The organism is Pseudobdellovibrionaceae bacterium, assembly GCA_023898385.1.
Lineage (GTDB): Bacteria > Bdellovibrionota > Bdellovibrionia > Bdellovibrionales > UBA1609.
This window is the reverse complement of record CP060220.1, coordinates 62,528-81,275: the sequence shown is the minus strand read 5'-3', so window position 1 is coordinate 81,275 and position 18,748 is coordinate 62,528. Positions and strand designations below refer to the sequence as shown.

The following is an 18,748-nucleotide window of genomic DNA, read 5'->3' as shown; positions in this document are numbered from 1 at the left end:
TGCAAAAATCAAATGGCATGATGCGCAAGAGTTTGCTATAAAACCGGGTTTTGGGAATTCCGGAGGGATAGGAATTGTTTAAAAAAGCTGTGATTATTGGGACACTTCTTGTTGTTTCCACTCAAGCCTATGCGGTCATGCGGCCCGATCTCTGGGCCGAAGAGGGTATGCAACACCGGTTATTGCCCACTCCATTGCACCAGAGAATGAGTGAAGCGATCGAATTAGTTGCCAACCTCAACATTCCGGCCCTCAGTCACAGTGGCCAGATCCCTGGCCTCCCCAAAGAATTTCGACGTTCTACCGCGGCACAATCTCCCGCGAGCCAATTGGATGCCCTTTTTGTTGAGTTTTTAGGTCAGATCCCATTGCATCGGCAAGAGAGTTACTATCAAGCCTACTTTCACGACGAAAATGTTTTATGGGACGTAAAAGGGTATCGTTCCACAGATTTTCCGGAGGAACAGGGCTTTCATGTGATTCCTGCTCGAGAGCGTTTTATCATCCACCTGCCTGCGTTTGCTGAAGATTACCCGCTTTTTTCACGGCTTTTAAAGTTTCATGCTTTGGTCCGCATTAGCCAACAACACGAATACCTTGAAGGACACAATTTTGAAGAGCTGCGACACAGTCGAGAGCTTTTACATCTTATTGGCGAGATGAGTTTACGAATGATGGACTATCAAACCATTCACACCCTGGGATTAGCTGCATTGAGGAGTGACCTTGAAACAATCCCTCTTTCTGAAGTCTTAAAAATGCAGATTACTCAATACTACGAGCAGGCGCTTAAAAAAGACTTCGTTTATTTTGTCGGTGCCCTGGGTGATCTACCTCAGTTTGATGATATTCCTCCACCTGATTTAATTGAGTTTTTACAATTGGGCATTGAGCGCCACTTGCAACAATTTGAATTCCTTGAAACTCGCGGCGTACAATTGGGTCACCTCATGGACCAAATCAAAGAAAATGTGCTCAAGGCTCACGATCAGGCTACGGACGCCCAACAGCAATGGCGCCTTATGCGGGAAGCCAAGGCCCGTGGGGACCAGGCCCAGCTTTCGGCGCTCAGTTCCAAACATGTCTTGAGGTTTTCAGATCGCGATTGTGGTCGCCTTCTCAAGTAAATAGACGCAAGGAGCTCGCTGTAGCCTATTTTCTATTGGCTCTCAACTTACTGTCTGTCACCTCCTGCGGCGAATAACCACCACGTCCAGTTTCGCCAACGCCACTGGTCAGGGCGAGTGTTTTTGTAATCTGTTTTGACCACTCCCCCGTGCGGTCGCTAGACTCCCTTCGTTGTATTGAAAATTTTCAAGTCTGCTTCGCCTTTGGAGGTAAAAAATGAGTCAGCTCGACAAGGTTCGCGATTACTACGGTAAAGTTTTAAAAACAAAAAATGATCTTAAAACCACAGCCTGTTGCAGTGTGGAGTCCATGCCGGCTCATTTGATTGCGCTGACAAAAAATATTGATGCAGAAATTCAAGATAAATTTTACGGTTGCGGAGCCCCTTTTCCCAGTGAGCTTAAGGGATTGACGGTGCTAGATCTTGGCTGCGGCACTGGGCGCGATGTTTACTTACTTTCGCAATTGGTTGGCGAAACGGGAAAGGTCATTGGCATAGACATGACCGACGAGCAGTTGGAAGTGGCCAATCGACATGTTGATTCACAAATGAAAAAGTTTGGATACACGCAATCCAACGTGCAATTCGTGAAGGGTTACATCGAAGACCTTGAGTCTGCCGGCATTGCCAACGAGTCAGTGGATTTGGTGGTGTCTAATTGCGTGATTAATCTGTCTCCTGAAAAAGAGCGCGTTTTTCGAGAAATTTTTCGCGTTTTAAAACCTGGTGGAGAGTTGTATTTTTCTGATGTTTATTGTGACCGACGCCTACCTCAGGCTTGTCGTGAAGATCAAACACTGCTTGGCGAATGCCTCGGCGGCGCCCTTTACACCGAAGACTTTCGCCGCTTGCTTTTTGAAGTGGGTTGCAAAGATTCAAGGCAAATGTACGCCTCTGAGATTTCGATCACTGATTCGGAAATATCCAAAAAAGTAAACGGCGCTCGCTTTTATTCAATCACTATGCGCGCTTTTAAGCTTCCGCTGGAAGATCGCTGCGAAGATTACGGTCAGGTGGCCTACTATAAGGGGACGCTTGATAATAATTCTACCTATTTTGCCTTAGACGACCATCACCTGTTTGAAAAGGGCAAGCCCATGTTGGTGTGCTCAAACACAGCCATGATGCTTGCAGACACTCGGTTTAAAAATCATTTTCGCATAGAGGGTGATTTGTCCACCCACTATGGATTGTTTGACTGCGGACCTAGCCCCGTGGCGGGCAACTCAGCTGCTGAGGTTTGCGCACCTGGAGGTGGCTGTTGTTAGACAAACTTATTAACACACCTGGTGAGCACCAAGTGTGGCAACGTTACTTTGCTGAGTTTATCGGCACGTTCGCACTGGTGTTTGTGGGTTGCGGGGCCGTGATTGCCAATCACTACAGCCAAGGGGCCGTCACCCATGTAGGCATTTCTGTGGCCTTTGGTGCCGTTGTGGCAGCAATGATTTTTTCATTGGGACCCGTGTCTGCCGCTCACTTTAACCCCGCCGTCACTTTGGGTTTTGCCGTGGCGGGCCGCTTTGGGTGGCGATTTGTGATTCCGTACTGGATCATGCAGACTCTTGGTGCCATAGCTGCCAGTGGGGCGCATGCCTTGCTTATGCCCGCAACCTCTACGGATGCTGTTCACTTTGGCGCCACAAGTTCATTACTTTTGCCGTTTCAAGCTTTAGGGCTTGAAGTAGTGTTTACGGTTTTTTTAATGCTGGTGATTATGGCCGTCGCCACTGATCGGCGAGTGCCTGGAGTGGTGCCGGCTCTTGCCATTGGCATGGCAGTGACCATGGGCGCCCTGGCCGGTGGACCGTTTACGGGAGCATCAATGAATCCAGCGCGCAGCCTTGGACCCGCTTTATGGGCAGGAGGTTTGCCCTATGACCAACTTTGGATTTACTTCGTTGGGCCCATGCTAGGATCGTCGTCAGCGGCCTTGATATTTGAACTGCTCCGTGATGATAACAAATCGGCTTGTTGTGCCCCTGAAATTTCAGCCGCTCAAAAAACATTCTTTTTTGCTCGGGTGTTTCGACGGCCAGGCTAGTCCTGGCTATCAGTGGGATTTACCAACTTTCGCCAAAAGTTTTTTCTTCTAAGCTTCCGTCGTTATTAAGTTTAAATATTTTAGCTGAACCCGTCTGCCCAGCAACACCGCTGCCACAGGATGTTCCGCCGGTCACATTTGCCGAGAGCCCTCCGCTATAAGACTTGGCGGCAATCCAAACGACACCACCACCGCCACCTCCGCCACAAACATCACCAAAAGATCGCATTCCACCATTGCCACCTTTGGCATTTACAGCACCCGTACCGATAATGTTGTTAGCTATGATCACCACAAGGCCTCCGCCACCGCCTCCGCCACCAGCTCCACCAGTGGAACAACAGATACCTTCGCCACCGCCACCGCCACCACCGGCCGATGGCGTGCCCGCACCACCAACGCCTGCGTTTGTACCATCACCCTTACCACCGTTTCCACCCATACCGTAGTCAAATGTGTCATCAAGATATGACTCTTCAAAGTAGGCGGGAAATCTTAATGCTGGCTTACCGGGATTACGCCCCGAAACCCCTTGCCCCACTTTGGCTGAAATCGTTAACGAACCACCCTTACCTCCGTTGGTACCAGGGTCCCCACCACCCATTTTACCTGCACCGCCACCACCGCCGTTGGAGCCGCCGCCACCGCCATCGGCCCCGTCACCACCTGGCCCAGAGTTATCAGCCCCATTTTCACCATTAGCAGAAAGAGTGGTGCCTGCACCAAAATCCACTTGGTCCGCATACAGATAAATACGAGCGATATTGTTTGACCCGTACGAAACTGTCGAATTTGAAAAAGTTAAATTGCGAGCCACAAAGGGATTGGCGTGACTGTAATTATTTGTCGAAATGGATGCCCCCACACTTTGGTCACTCACAGCTCCACCCAGAGTTGTCACGTCCGGAAGCTCACTGATCACCATGGGCAGCCCTTTTTCACTGGCAACGGAATCGTCAGTCCAAGTATCTTGAACTCGTCGAAGCGTTAAGCTTCCATCACCATTCACCTGATAAATCTTAGCTTGGCCCGAGCCACCGCGGTTATAGTAATCGCCCTGGCCACCTAAAGTGTTCGTTGCCAAATTTCCAGAATATTCTTTAGCTGCAAGCCAAATGACACCTCCGCCACCGCCGCCGCTTGTGCGAATACCTGTATAAGTATGAATTCCGCCATTTCCACCAGCTACATTAAGCCGTGCGGTCCCAGATATGCGATTGGCCGCAGCCACGATTAATCCTCCGCTGCCGCCGGAGCCGGGTCCACCACCGTACCCACAACACGTTCCGTCCCATGCAGCACCAGCACCACCCATTCCACTAACACCAATGCCACCAGTAAAACCGCTAAATGACTGACCGTCGCCGCCGTTTCCGTAGTTATATCCATCGCTAATAGCACCATACCCCGCTCCTCCGGAACCGCCGCCTCCAGTGCTGCCACCTGAGCCCGAAGTACCGCTGGCTCCATTGGTGCCTGGCGTACCCCTTGTGCCCCCCGGACTGCCACCACCGCCGCCACCGGCACCTCCAGATGCACCAGCACCTCCGGCGCCGCCCGCGGATCCTCCAACCGAGGTCCCCGGCGAGCCGCTGGCATTAACTTTACTTCCATAACTAAAATCCAAGACGTCGGCATAAAAGAACAGCGACATGGGACCTGCGCTTCGACCAATGGTATTGTTCACTGTTAAGGTTTTTCCAGAGTAAGGAGCAGCTCTATTATAAGTGAGCGAACTGATATTTCCAGACACCGAGTTGTCCGACAATGTGGTTGGATCACTCAAACCCTGACCGTCATAAACACTTATCACTTGTTGTGTTAACCATTGTGCCGAAGATAGTGGACTGGATTCGTTGCCTGCCGCATCGACAACGCGGACCTTCACCAAATAATTGGTTGCATCGACAAGACTTAACCCGCTGACTCGAAAGGGAGCCAAACTTGCAATTGAGGTCCAACCCTGAACTACGCCACCAACAGCTTCTTCTATTTGGTATTCGTAGTGGTCAACACCGGTGCCAACATCGCTACCGCTGAACGCCAATGTGATGTCAGGTGTGTAACTGAGAGTTGAGGAGATACTACCTGTCAGATCACTATATAGCGTGATCGAATCCATAGCGTCTGGAGCCACAGTGTCTTTGACAAGACTTACGGAGGATTGTGGCGCCACATTGGCTGCTGCGTCCTGGTGATCTGCAACAATTGTGATCGTACCATCATCTAAAGACGATAAATTAATTGATACACTAAAACTACCACCAGCACATGTGGGTTGAACTCCCGGAGCCACTGCAGACGTTGCTCCATTGGCATCATAAGCTCCAATGGTGACCTCCTGGCCGTTAGCACTACATGTGCCACTTACCGTGAAAGTTGACTCGTTACTGATGGCTATATAGTCCGAAGCCAATGGGGATGTAATTGCCACAGAAGGTGGTGATGTCAACTTCAATAGGCTCACACTAGCCTGTGTGGCTGAGTCATGATCGGCTGTGATCGTAATCGTGTCATCATCGAGGCTTGATACATCTAAAGTGGTTGAATACTCACCACTTGTGCATGTGGGTTGCGTTGTGGGAGTGACAGCTGCGGTGCCGCCGTTGGTATCATTGGCACTGATCGTTACTGTGAGACCGCTTTCTGTACAGTAGCCTTGAACAGGCAGAGCTGCTTGGTTACCAGCAACTATAAAATCGGTGTTAAGTGGAGAGGCTATGTTCACCATGGCAGGGCCCGCTGCGCCATCATCATCCACAATGGTGCCCGTGCCTTGCGCCACCGTGATGGTTCCGTGTGAGTTTGAAGATAAGTTCACATAGAGTTTTTCATTAAACTCTTTGGTGCCATCTGATATTGTCGCGATCGAAACCGTACCGGTTGAAACACCTGAAGCCAAAGTTAATGTGCCATCACTAGGGGCGCCATCGCTGTCAGTCGGTGTGCCACTATAGTCGGAATCAGCCAGAGTGGCCGTACCGTCCACGACGGCGTAGTTCACTGTAAAATTACCGCCGCACACGGCCTCTGACAAGTTTACATCAAACACCAACGCACCACCTTCAGTCACCGACTCATTTGATATAGTGACGTTGGGATTAGAGCCTGACACTACGATTTCTCCATCTGTGGGGCTCACGTTTTGTGTGCCGGCCGTGATCGTACTACAGCCTTTTAAAATTCGGGCCGTGCTCGCTGCTCCAATGCCGTCGCCCACATCCACCGTTCCTGTGGTTGTGAAATCAAAATTGTTCATTTCCCAATCACCATTCACGATGGTTAGATTTTTTGCACCAATTGAAACAGCAGTTTGCTGAACCACCTCGCCGCCGAGTTTATCCACTATGATGTGATCGAATCCTCCACCGTTTATTTGCGTGAAATTTTGGTCCCCACCGCCGTTGAGTGTGATCGTGCCCGTGCCTGAAGTTGAAACACCATCGATATTGATGTGGCCCTGTACGTAGAGGTTGCCGTTAATGGCTTCTTTATCCAACGCTGACGACGTGATATTCAGCTGATTTGTCACGTTGAATTTCCCGACGCCAGAGAATGTGTGAAATGTAGTTCTCGTCCCACCTGATGCGTCGATACCGGTTATATTTAATGTCGGTATGTAAACATCTTCGGCAATTGAAATTGAATTTGTTTTATTGCTCCCATTTGAAGCACCAACCAAATTAAATTCGTTCACTGCCGTTTCATCAAAATCACCTGTCGCTGAAATCTGGAATGGCACTTCTCCATAAAAGTTGGTTTTACCCAAACTGATCGTATTCGGTCCCACGAAATTTCCATTTTGAATATCTAGAGAAATGGCATTGAGTTCTGTCGTTCCAACCTCAGGCGACAAGCTGTTACCAGGACTATCATATTGAAGGCGAGGAAAGTATCCGTTGTTTAACGTCTCAAATTTCTGATTTGACGATCCCGCTATTTTTACTAGGCCATCGCCATGACCAATTTGGTACGCATAATCGGCGCGATCGGAGATAATTTTTGGCCCCTCGTGAACAATTGTTCCCGTATCAAAAGTCGCACCCACGTTTCCGGCAGTTGTAGAAAACTTTAGATTATTCAAAACCCGGATTTGCCCGCCGCCAATGATTCTAAAATATCCAATCCTATTATAAGTATTATCGAGAGTGAAATTGTAGAATGCCTGATCGAAGGGAACATCCATGTTATAAGCAAAGTTTGTGCCGTTCTTCTTGCCATCCGCATATAATGTACCTGAGTTATGATTAAAAACGCCACCCGTGATTTTAAGAGGTGTCGCACTACCAATACCACCAGGAGCCTGATTATAAGTGAGCCTCAATTGACCTTGAGTAGAAGTAAACACTCCACCGAGAATTTCTAAATTCGAGTCACCAACTGCAATTTGCGAGTTACCACCATCAAACGTCCCGCCCTCCATCGTCCAACCGGAGGTGCCCACGGTGATTGAGTGTCCGAGATCTTGAGTGATAGTGCCTGCGTAATTTGATGCCATCAATATACCGGCCACACTAAAATTTGACGTGGTCACTGCGTCGCAATTAACTGGCACATCACTACATGTGTCATTAAACATCACAACCACACCTGGACCAGGGGCCGTGGAGCCGTTACTCCAGTTTGCACCATCAGATAGACTACCGTTACCAGTGTCGCCTGTCCAAATATAGCCGTTGTCATCGTCATTTTCGATCACCCCTACTGCGCTGCTATCGGTGATACTGCCGTGAGAGGCACTGTTGATCGAAACATTGATGGTTTCGTCAAGCTCCATTGTAGCATCGGCCGTGGTCGCCACGGTGATTGTGCCAGAAGTACCACCACCTGAAATCGTTAAAATACCATCATTGGGTGTGGCATCAGAGTCAGTGGCCGGCGTTGAGTAATCCAAATTCGCAGTGGTAGCGGTACCGTCAGCAACGGAATAGTTTACTGTGAAGTCTGTGGCGCAGACCCCTTCGCTTAATGCCACATTAAAGACAAGGTTGCCGCCTTCTAACACGGAGGCATCAGAAATGGTTATATTTGGATTCGAGCTTGAACCCTCAATAACACCGTCAGTGGGATTTACATTTTGTGCACCTGCGGTGATAGTGTTGCAATCTTTTAAAATTCGCGCACTATTTGCAGCACCCACACCATCGCCTACGTTGAGCTGGTCGTTCACTGTCAAATCATAACCATTGAGTAGGAAATCACCATTTAAAATACTCAAATCTTGCCCGGTGCCACCTAAATTCAAAGCAGATCCAAGCAGAACTGAGCCGCTGAATTTATTTATAGTAAAGGTTCCCTGTGGCAATGATCCACTAATAACACTCGCTGTTTGATCGCCCGGCCCATCAAATTCAATTTGTGTTGAGCCTCCGGAATACGGTGTTTCCACAGTCATATCGCCACCCACAAAGATTTTTCCGCCATTCAGCTTGAAAGGGCCGGTACCGGTGTGGGCGGTTAACAACAAGTCATCGATTAAATGGATATTTCCACCGCTTATTTGAATAGTCTGAGAGCCTGTACCGGAGTTGCCTCTTGAAACTTGCATGTCGTAAAGATTTAAATCCGAAGCTAAGTTTACTGTACCGGTTGACCCGCCGGCCCCCTCAAAACGTAAGCGGAGATTTCCGTTATTGTGATTAAATGTTGTGCCCGCATCGATTTGAATCTGATTTCCATCGCGAGAGAAGATACTCAATGTGCCCGTAGGTGCGGTAAAGGTACCCTGAAGTAACCGAAGACTCGTGACCTCAAGGGCTGTGGTACCGACCTCTGGCAAAACGCTCCCTGAAACTTTCTCTATATTAAGGCGAGGAAATACGCCACTTGTATAATTATAGTATTGGTCTGCTGTGCCGTTTAATTTTACTACCGTAGTTATTTTAGGGGCCCCCGAATGATACCCTCCACCGGCAAATATGTCGCCCTTAACCTCAATGGAACTTCCCGTTAGTGACAGCCCCCCAGCTAATGTTCGAGTGTAGTACAAATCGTTTGTTACATTAAAAACACCTGTGCTATTAAAATTCCAATGAGTATAGGAACCACCAGAGCTTGTCCGGATAAACTCCAAGTCATATAAGTCAATATTCCTATTTAATGTAATCACATTGTCGGACGTGGAGTTGTTTGTATAAAATCGTAATTTTCCATTGTTATGAGTAAAATTGGCCGTATTTCCAAATATGTGAGTCCGATTTGTACCGTAGTCTACCGCAAGCGTTGCAGAGGTGCTGGTAAAGCTTCCGTTTAACAACTGGAAACTACTTTGAACGGTGACATTAGAATCTCCGCCCACAAAGGTTCCACCATCTTGCAGCCAACGATTAATCGTAGATATCTGGTGGCCACTGTTTTGCGTAAACGTACCAGGGTAGTCATTGTTAAACATTATTCCCGTAATAGACACACTAGCCGTAGTTTCCACATCGCAGTTTGCCGGCACATCACTGCAAATATCATCAAATAAAACAATATCGCCCGGCCCAGGTGCGAGTGTTCCATTACTCCAGTTGGCGCCGTTGCTAAAGTTCGAATCGCCAGCATCGCCCGTCCAAATATATCCGTTGTCATCATCGTTTTCTATAACTCCCACGCCAGTGTTGTCAGTAAGTGCGCCATGCGATGGAGTGTCCAATACCACAGTCATGTTTTCATCAATCTCCATCGTCGCATCTGCAGTAGACGCCACAGTGATCGTGCCCGATGTGGCACCACCCGATAGAGTTAATACACCGTCGTTCGGAGCAGCATCAGAATCTGTTGCCGGAACAGCATAATCAGAGTTCGCTGTGGTCGCAGTACCGTCATTGATAGAGTAATTCACCGAAAAGTCGGTTGCACAAACGCCTTCACTTAAGGATACATTAAATACTAGGTTGCCACCCTCTAGCACAGAGGCGTCAGAGATGGTGATATCTGGATTATTTCCGGAACCTACAATTTCACCGTCAGTGGGATTCACTGTTTGGGTGCCAGCCGTGATGGTATTGCAATCTTTTAAAATGCGGGCACTACTTGCGGCGCCAACACCATCGCCCACGTTGAGTTGATCATTAACAGTGAGGTCATATCCTGCCATGTTCCAATCGCCATCGTAGATCAGAAGATCTTGGCCAGCAGCACTTAAATTTACGGAACTCAATTGAACAACATCACCAGAAGATTTTGAAACCGTAAAAACACCTCCGGGAGCAGTGGCATTCGAAGCAATACTAATATTCTGATCACCAGGTCCTGTAAAATGTAGTTCGGTCGTACCTCCTTGGGCGCAAAGATTTCCTGAAGGACCATCATCACAATTTATTTGTAGATTGCCCTTTAAATCGATGACTCCATCTTTCAAATAACCATTTTCAATGGTCAAGTCACCGTTGACTACAATCGTGTCACCAGCAGTGATATCTACAGAAACGTCGTCAAAATCACCAGATGTATCTGCAACGTTGACAATTAAATTATAAACATCCAATGAACTTGCCACATCAATTGTAGTGACACTCGCCATCGAACTTCCCGACCACTCGTTACCCAAAAATTCCAAGGTTCCTGAACTGTGATTAAAAGTGCCACCTAAAACAGTAAAACCGTCTGCATTTGAAGCATTATTGCTCATCCTGTAACCGACTTGCATTGTCCCCGCAGGAGCGCTGAAAGTCCCACTCTGAAGAACAAACTTCCACACGCCTAGTGATGTTATGCCCAAAGCAGGAGAAACTGTCGAAGTTGAATTGATATGTAATGTTGGCACAAAACCACCCGGCTCATGTGTGTATTCCTGCGGTGATGCACCAGTCATTAAAATGATTGTGGTGCCACCCTCTGCACAAGAATTACCATCAAAGCCGTCGGCACAATTAATGATGAGATTTCCTTTTAGATCAATAGTCTGTCCTATCAGTTGCCCATCATTTATGGTCAAGTCGCCTTGAACAACTAAAGTGTCACCTGCTGCAATTTCAACTGAAACATTGCTGTTTGCGCCCGATGTGTCTTTAATGTCGACCACTAAATCATTTAATGTGAGTGATCCTGGGACATCGACAACTGTAACTGGACGCACCGTTGACCCCGCATTCCACATCTCACCTAAAAACTCTAGCGTGCCGCCGTTATGATTGTAGGTTCCACCAGAAACTGTAAATCCATTTGTATTTGCAGTTGTATTCGGCATCTTATAGCCGACTTCCATCAGGCCTGTTGGAGCTGTAAAGCCGCCAGACTGAAGCGTAAACTCAAAAACGCCAAGAGTCGAAGTTCCGGCGGAAGGGCCTACTGTGGAACTAGAATTGATGACCAGAAATGGAGCAAAAGCGCCTACTTGGTGTGTATATTCTTGAGGTGAGCCACCGGTCATTGTAATGACCGTGGTCCCCCCTTCAGCACACAAATTGACACCAGGACCACTTGCACAGTTCAGTATCAAATCGCCTTTTAAGTCAATTTGACCTTCACGCAAATATCCATTGTGGATTGTAAGATCACCGTTGACTACAAGAGTATTCCCCACCGCAATGTCGACAGAAGCGTGAGAAAATTGGCCAACCGAATTATTTATATCTACCACGACATCGTTTAGCTCCAGGCTGCCTGAAACATCTACAACTACCTGAGGACGCCAAGTGGCATCATTAATGAGGGCCTGATTTTTGAATTCGAGCGTTCCTGAATTATGATTGAAAGTACCACCTGAAACGGTGAATCCGTCTGCGTTGCTGGTATTAAGCGGCAGGTCATAACCCACCGTCAAAGAGCCCGAGGTGCTTGTAAATACACCACCACTCAAGACATACTCGGCGATTTGGATGGGGCTGCTACCACCGCTAAATATTCCCGAGTTTTGGATCCACCGATCCGTACCCACATCAACAGTATTTCCAGGACTTTGCGTGATAGTGCCGACGTAAGAACCATAAAGCCACATGCCTTTCACATCCACATTGCCAGCTGTCACCGCATTGCAAGTTGCTTCAGCCTGACAGGCACCGGTGAAGGCCACCACCACACTGCCGTCGGTGGGAGGCACGGCGCTGCCTGACCAGTTGGCGCCCGTATTCCAGTCACTATCAGTACGACCCATCCAAATGTAGCCGTTGTCGTCCTCATTGAGAATCGTACCAATCCCTTGGCTGTCAGTAATTGCACCTTGGTCTGTGCCCGTGAGGTTAATATAAAGAGTCTCATCAAACTCCATTGTACCAGCCACGCCAGTGCCATCGTCGGCGGTAACCACTGTAATGGTGCCACTGGTATCGCCGGCAGCGATGACGAGTGTGCTGTCATTATCCGTGTAGTCGCTGCCAGCCACTGCCGTGCCATTATCGGTGGTGAAGGTGATATTTGTTGCACTTCCGCACACACCTTCAGAGAGTGTGACGTTAAATACGAGGTTGCCACCTTCTAACACTGTGGCATCCGAGATGGTGATATTCGGATTGCTTCCTGAACCTACAATTTCACCGTCAGTGGGATTCACTGTTTGGGTGCCAGCCGTGATGGTATTGCAATCTTTTAAAATGCGGGCACTACTTGCGGCGCCAACACCATCGCCCACATTGAGTTGGTCGTTGACTGTTAGGTTGTGACCATTGATATCCAATGTGCCTGAATCCAAATTGAGATCCAAACCCGCGCTACTCAGGTTAATATCGCTCAGCATTGTTGTAGTACTCGTACTATCTTTTTCAACATTTAATGATGTACTAAAACCGGAAGCGCCCAACTGAACTTCGATGGCTGCATCTGATGCACCGTTAAATGTGAGTCCCGCAGAAAACCCTTCAGCGTGGATTTGCGCATTTGTATAGTTTAAACGCACATCTCGACCGACTATGAAACTGCCGCCGGCCTTTACTACGCCATCAGTAACGATAAGATCATTAAGGACCGTCAATGGGGAAGCTGCACTCCAGTCGAATTCAGCGCCATTGTAGCCGCTGTCGGAGGCATAATCCCTCACCGCTATGTGAAGATTGTAAAACGTAGTCCCACTTGGTGAGTTCACAGTGCAGCCATTTCGGGGATTATTGAAGTATCCATTTGAATCAAATTTAATGGTCCCAAAATTATGATCGAAAATACCTCCCGTATGGGTCCAACCACTGAGCATATCTGCATCTGAACTGGTGTTGTACCCCAACTTCATCGTTCCTGATGGAGCCTGAAATGAACCACTCAAAAGGGCAAAGGATGAGAAACCAACGTCCGTTGTCCCTGCAGCAGGTGTTACCACTGACCCATTTGTCACCGTGATTCGTGGACCCCGAGTATTTGACGTTCCTGAATATTCTTGCGACCCACCGCTATCAAAGTAAACAATGGGTGGAACTATATCATAACCCAGTTGAACAACTTCAGACCGTATACTGGAACTAACGTCCAATTGATAAAAATTTCCCTTTAAATAGATGTTGCCAGGGTAAATGCCCATATTGACGCCCCCAATGAATCCATCGCGAATTGTGAGGTCGCCATCAACATGAATTGTTGTGCCATTCGCAATTACGACGTAGGCATCATCCGCCCCGCTGCCAGTCTCCGTATCATGAGCATCAATAATAAGATTGTTGAGTGTTAAACCAGACGGTGCAGTCAATTCACCAACCCGAACTGGGTTCACATCCCAAATTTGACCATCCATTCGAACGGTTCCAGAGTTGTTGTCAAAGGCGCCACCGGTGACACTTAACTGCCCGCCGCCAGCGACGCTCACTTGCCCCACTCGAAGCTCACCAGTGGTACTGATAAATGTACCGGCTTTCATGTAAAACCGATCCACATCAATAGTGGAATCACCCCCCACGAAAGTGCCGCCTCTTTGTTCAAAATAAGAATTTCCCACTTTTATCGTGCGACCTGCTCCTTGGGTGATCGTGCCCGCGTAAGATTCGTTGATCCAAAAACCCTGGACATCCACATTGCCATTTGAAACTAGCACATCACAATTGCTTGGCACATCGGCACAGACATCATCAAATAATACCACATTGGTATTTCCAGGCGCGGTGACTCCGTTACTCCAGTTAGCCCCATTATGGAAATCGCCATCACCCGCATCACCGGTCCAAATGTACCCATTGTCATCGTCGTTTTCGATAACACCGCGGCCAGTGTCATCCACGAAGGTTCCATGGGAATTGACAGAAAGCACGACAATGAGGTACTCATCCATCTCCATATTGGCATCTGTTGTTGTCGCAATCGTTACGGTGCCGCTTGTTGCTCCAGATGAAAGCGTTAATATGCCATCGGCAGGAGTCGCATCCGAATCGTTGGCAGGTGTCGCATAGTCGGCCGCGGTCGTCGTCCCATTACTTATAGAATAGTTCACAGTGAAGTCGGTAGCGCAAACACCTTCGCTTAATGCCACGTTAAATACGAGGTTACCGCCTTCGGCCACTGTCGCATCTGAAATGGTGATGTTTGGATTTGAACTTGAGCCCACAATTTCTCCATCTGTGGGATTTACGGTTTGTGTGCCAGCAGTGATGGTACTACAGGCTTTTAGTATTCGAGCGCTACTTGCGGCGCCGGAACCATCACCAACATTCAGTTGATCGTTGACGGTGAGATCAAAGCCGTTGAGGTCGAGGTCGCCATCTAGGATATTGAGGTCTTGGCCTGCACCGTTGAGGCTAATGGCGTTTGCAAGCACGACAGTGCCCGAAGCTTTGTCTATCTTGAATGCACTAGTGGGTAGCTCTGAGACGGCACTGGAGGTAATTGTTTGTAGGCCTGCACCATTGAAAGTCATTGCGCTCGTACCTTGCGACCAAGAGCTGGAGGTGACATTTCCAGCGACCAAGACTTCTCCAGCATTTAATGCGTAGCTGCCGTTTAATGTCAAATCTCCATCAATATTGAGGAAGCCTGTTATGGTTGTGTTTTCAGAAAACTTAACGCTGTCGAAGTGAGCCGATCCCGCGTTCATACTGACGCCGCCTACGCATGTAAAATCAATGGTCGACCCCGTGGCATTTAGTATCCCTGACGTATAGGTAAATCCACCACAGGCGCTAAAGTCACCAGCAACAGTTAAGGTCTGAGCCGCCCCCATAGCAAGTTCTAGTTTGTTGATCTTTTCGCCGTTTGCAACTGTTAAGGTGGAGTTCGATGTCCCAACAAACTTCAATAATGAAGTTCCACCATTTTGGTTTGTCACATTGACATTTCCAGCCACTTCAATGGTCCCGCCATTAATGACAGCTGTGCCACTGGCGTTTATCAGTAAGTCACCATTAACCTTTAGCGTGCCAGTCAATATTATCGCCTCTAAAAATTCAACATCGTTAAGCTCGCTCGCCCCAATATTTATTATGCCGCCACCGAGCCCACCGAGGTGAGTGGTCGGACTTGCTGTGAAGGAACCTCCACTAATACTAAACCCATTGAGTGGTTTAAATAAGGCGTTGGGGCCAGTGAATGACCCTCCAGATAGAGAAAAGTTACCACCTGGTGCATCACTAAGCACAAAATCGCTATCACCACCAACAAATGTTCCCACCTGCTGGGTCCAGCCCGATGCGCCAATTGTTATCGATGCACCAGAGGCCTGTGTGATGGTGCCGGTATAGCCTGTTTTCATTTCGGCTCCGGCAATACTTATGGAAGCATTGACCGTTGCATTGCAGTTTGTGCAATATTGATCAAACACCGCCACATCAGAAACACCTGGAGCACTGCCCCCGAGCCAGTTACCGGCTGTGGCCCAATTGCTGTCAACCCCTAGACCCGTCCACGTAAAAGGACTTGCACCCACACCCGCAATGTCGCGAGTCACTTGAGACATTCCCGTACCAGAGTCATAATCCACCACTAGCTGCTCTGGGTATGCGCCACTGGCCGATGGCGAAAATGAAATGACGAGAGTACAAGTAGCTCCGCCCGCAAGCGTAGCACCACAATCACCACCCGTGCCCGGAAACACGCTGTCTTTATAATCATAAGGAGCTGCCAAACCTGAATAAGCAATACTTGAAGCCGGGCTGCCCCCAGTATTTGTGATAGTAAAACTGTGATCTTTTGTTGTGCTATTTTCAGTCAAGCCGTAGTCATAAGTGGCGGCATCGCTGATTGTAAGAACCGCGCCGGATGCGCCATTTCCCTGAACGCCGTGAACGATGGACTGCGAATCCATACCGTCAAAGTAAGAAAGTTCAATGTCATCAGAAAAACTACCTGTGGCTGTGGGGGCAAACTCCACCACTAAAACGCACGATCCACCTGCGGCAAGTGCTCCTCCGCAGTTACCCCCATTACCAGGATAGGTTCCATCTAAAAATTCAAATGGCGCTGAAAGACCCAGAGAATCGGCAAGTGCAGTTGCTGCACCAGCTCCCGCGTTGCTCAAAGTAAAACTGTATGTGGAGCTTCCATTCACGCTCACGTTGCCAAAATCATAGGGATTGGAGTCCGTTATGCTAAGAATGGCATTTTCGTTATCTACTATGGTCAATGCGTGAGCGTTGGGAGCCGCCAATGTCGCGACTATGGAGCCGTCCACCAAGGCTCCAGTCAAGTTAATGACGATAGTTTCATCAGTTTCATCTGTGGCATCATCAACAAGATCGATGTTAAAGTTGGCCGTGGCATTACCCGCGGCAATATTCAAATTGCCAGCCACAAAGTTGTCATAATCATCACCGGCGCCAAGAGCTGACCCGCCAACCGTGTACGAAATATCAACGGGAAAAGCACTTGGAGGGTTTACAATAACACCAACCGTAACACTCCCATCAGCTTCGTTAAACTGACTGGAACCACTAGAAAGAGATAGGGTTGGAACGGGCTCGTTATCGATAATAGTAAAATTATATTGTTCTATATCAACGGTGAGATGCTCACTGTAGCTGATAAAAACCCAACGAAATATTTCGTTGCCTTCATACAAATTGTCGTCATTGATCGGAAGAGCCACTGAGTATGAAATCTCACCCTTCGGAATGGTTGAAGTGCCCGAGATCGCCGTAAAATCACTGCTGGCATCGCCGCCACCATCAGGAAAAATCACCCAATCCACTCGTGTGTCTTTGTCGACGGGGTCAGAAAGCTTCATTACAAACTGAGTCTGAGCATCTTCTGGAATTTGAAAGTGGAGATTGTTTTCAAGGCTGAGGGCGGCCGTGGATTTAAGCGCCCCCATAAAGTTACCCGTCAACGTCGTATCGCCAATGCTGCAACCAACTGCAAAAATAAGTTGAACGATGGCCCCGACTTGCAAAAATATCTTTGCACGCCCAAATACGATATCGATGATTTTATAAAAAAGCTTTTCCAATCTCTTCTAACCCTTTTTAACGTTCAACATCTATCAAATAGGTCTTCGAATATAGATCGGACGAAAGTCGACAAACCTTGAGGGATTTTTTGGTTTTTTTAGTCTCGAATTGATACAGGAGTTATTGTGGGATGACGTGAATTAATACGTGAATCAATTGCGACTAGGGCTCCCCCTGGGATCAATAAAGCCACCTTGACCCAAGACGGAAACACTCACCTGGCGCCATAGTCTACTTGAAGACGCTATAGGCCAAAATGGACAAAACCTGCTCAAAAGCCTTGCTCTTTTCAAGGCACCGCCAGCGGCTCCGAACAAGTTATAACTTTGCTAGAAATATTATCTCGACAGGACCCACCTATAGAATTGACAATCTGTGCTCGCAAAACTTCATCGCTACCAGTTTTATCAACCCATGAGCAAACTTGATATTTTGTACTGGTGGGTTCACTTGTGCCACTTTCGCTGATCCAACAATCCCAGGTGATCACCCCACTCGACTCGGTTTCCCACGGCGACGATGCATTACCCGAACTGCACTCCACACTAAAACCCGTCGGCAAGCCAGGATCAGGGGTTTTCCACTTCCCGTACAGTTTACCTACATAAAAGGAAGAACCGTACCCTCCTCCTGGCGGCTGATGTTTTTCAACTTTAGCGTCAATAATGAAGTTTGACGTTTCGTAGTGGCATGCGGCACGGGAATCCAAAGAACTTTGATCTGTCCCTGAATCCCAACCATCACCACTTTGGTTGTCAGCAACAACGGTTAAGTCCCTGGTATTAGATGAACAGCTTGTGATTTTACCGCTGGACACGGTGACCTTTAACAATACAGCTGGCGGATTAAAGTTATAAGGCGAATCAATTTCTACATATGCGCGGGCCAAATAGTCGGTGCCCGCCGGTCCAACAACTTGAATTGGCAAATCATTCAACTTTGCCACACCTAGCTGATATTTACCCAGGGTAGTGTGGCCGAGATTTCGATTTTTAATGTCTGAAGCCCTTTGCCTTAATTTCTCTGCCACTGACTCCGCAGTCACGTCAAGCTCTTGACCCTGGAATACCTCCGTACACACAGCTGAATCCCAAAACAGTGCAGCGAGTTCATCCCTAAGCAACAAAGAATCCATTTTTGTTTGAACTCGTGACTGAGCCCTTGTTAAATTATTGATCAAAGTCAACAAACTCAACATTACTGTCATTGATACGCCTAAAAACACCAACACGCTCACTAGACCAGCGCCATTGTCGTTTTTTGTCATTACATCTTGCAAAGAGCCATCCTCCGGCAATA

General features: G+C 48.0%; 5 protein-coding genes. 3 read left to right on the top strand and 2 right to left on the bottom strand.

Features of this window, described 5'->3' with window-relative positions; all coding sequences use genetic code 11:
* Positions 1 to 74: 74 nt before the first annotated feature.
* The 3 genes from H6626_00285 (at position 75) to H6626_00275 (ending at position 3,173) form a co-directional block, all read left to right on the top strand.
* The gene (locus H6626_00285; protein USN47567.1) at positions 75 to 1,127 is read left to right on the top strand and encodes a hypothetical protein; all 1,053 of its coding nucleotides are present in this window, start codon (positions 75 to 77) and stop codon (positions 1,125 to 1,127) included.
* Between the two features lie 217 nt (positions 1,128 to 1,344).
* Complete coding sequence (locus tag H6626_00280; protein USN47566.1) at positions 1,345 to 2,397, top strand: methyltransferase domain-containing protein; 1,053 nt, start codon at positions 1,345 to 1,347, stop codon at positions 2,395 to 2,397.
* A gap of 8 nt (positions 2,398 to 2,405) precedes the next feature.
* Positions 2,406 to 3,173, top strand: coding sequence for an aquaporin (locus H6626_00275; protein USN48910.1), 768 nt, complete (start codon positions 2,406 to 2,408; stop codon positions 3,171 to 3,173).
* A 19-nt stretch (positions 3,174 to 3,192) separates the two neighbouring features.
* On the opposite strand, the gene H6626_00270 is transcribed toward H6626_00275, so the two are convergent.
* Both H6626_00270 and H6626_00265 read right to left on the bottom strand, forming a co-directional pair.
* The gene (locus H6626_00270) at positions 3,193 to 17,448 is read right to left on the bottom strand and encodes a choice-of-anchor D domain-containing protein (protein USN47565.1); all 14,256 of its coding nucleotides are present in this window, start codon (positions 17,446 to 17,448) and stop codon (positions 3,193 to 3,195) included.
* A 290-nt stretch (positions 17,449 to 17,738) separates the two neighbouring features.
* Complete coding sequence (locus tag H6626_00265) at positions 17,739 to 18,728, bottom strand: hypothetical protein (protein USN47564.1); 990 nt, start codon at positions 18,726 to 18,728, stop codon at positions 17,739 to 17,741.
* Positions 18,729 to 18,748: the final 20 nt, after the last annotated feature.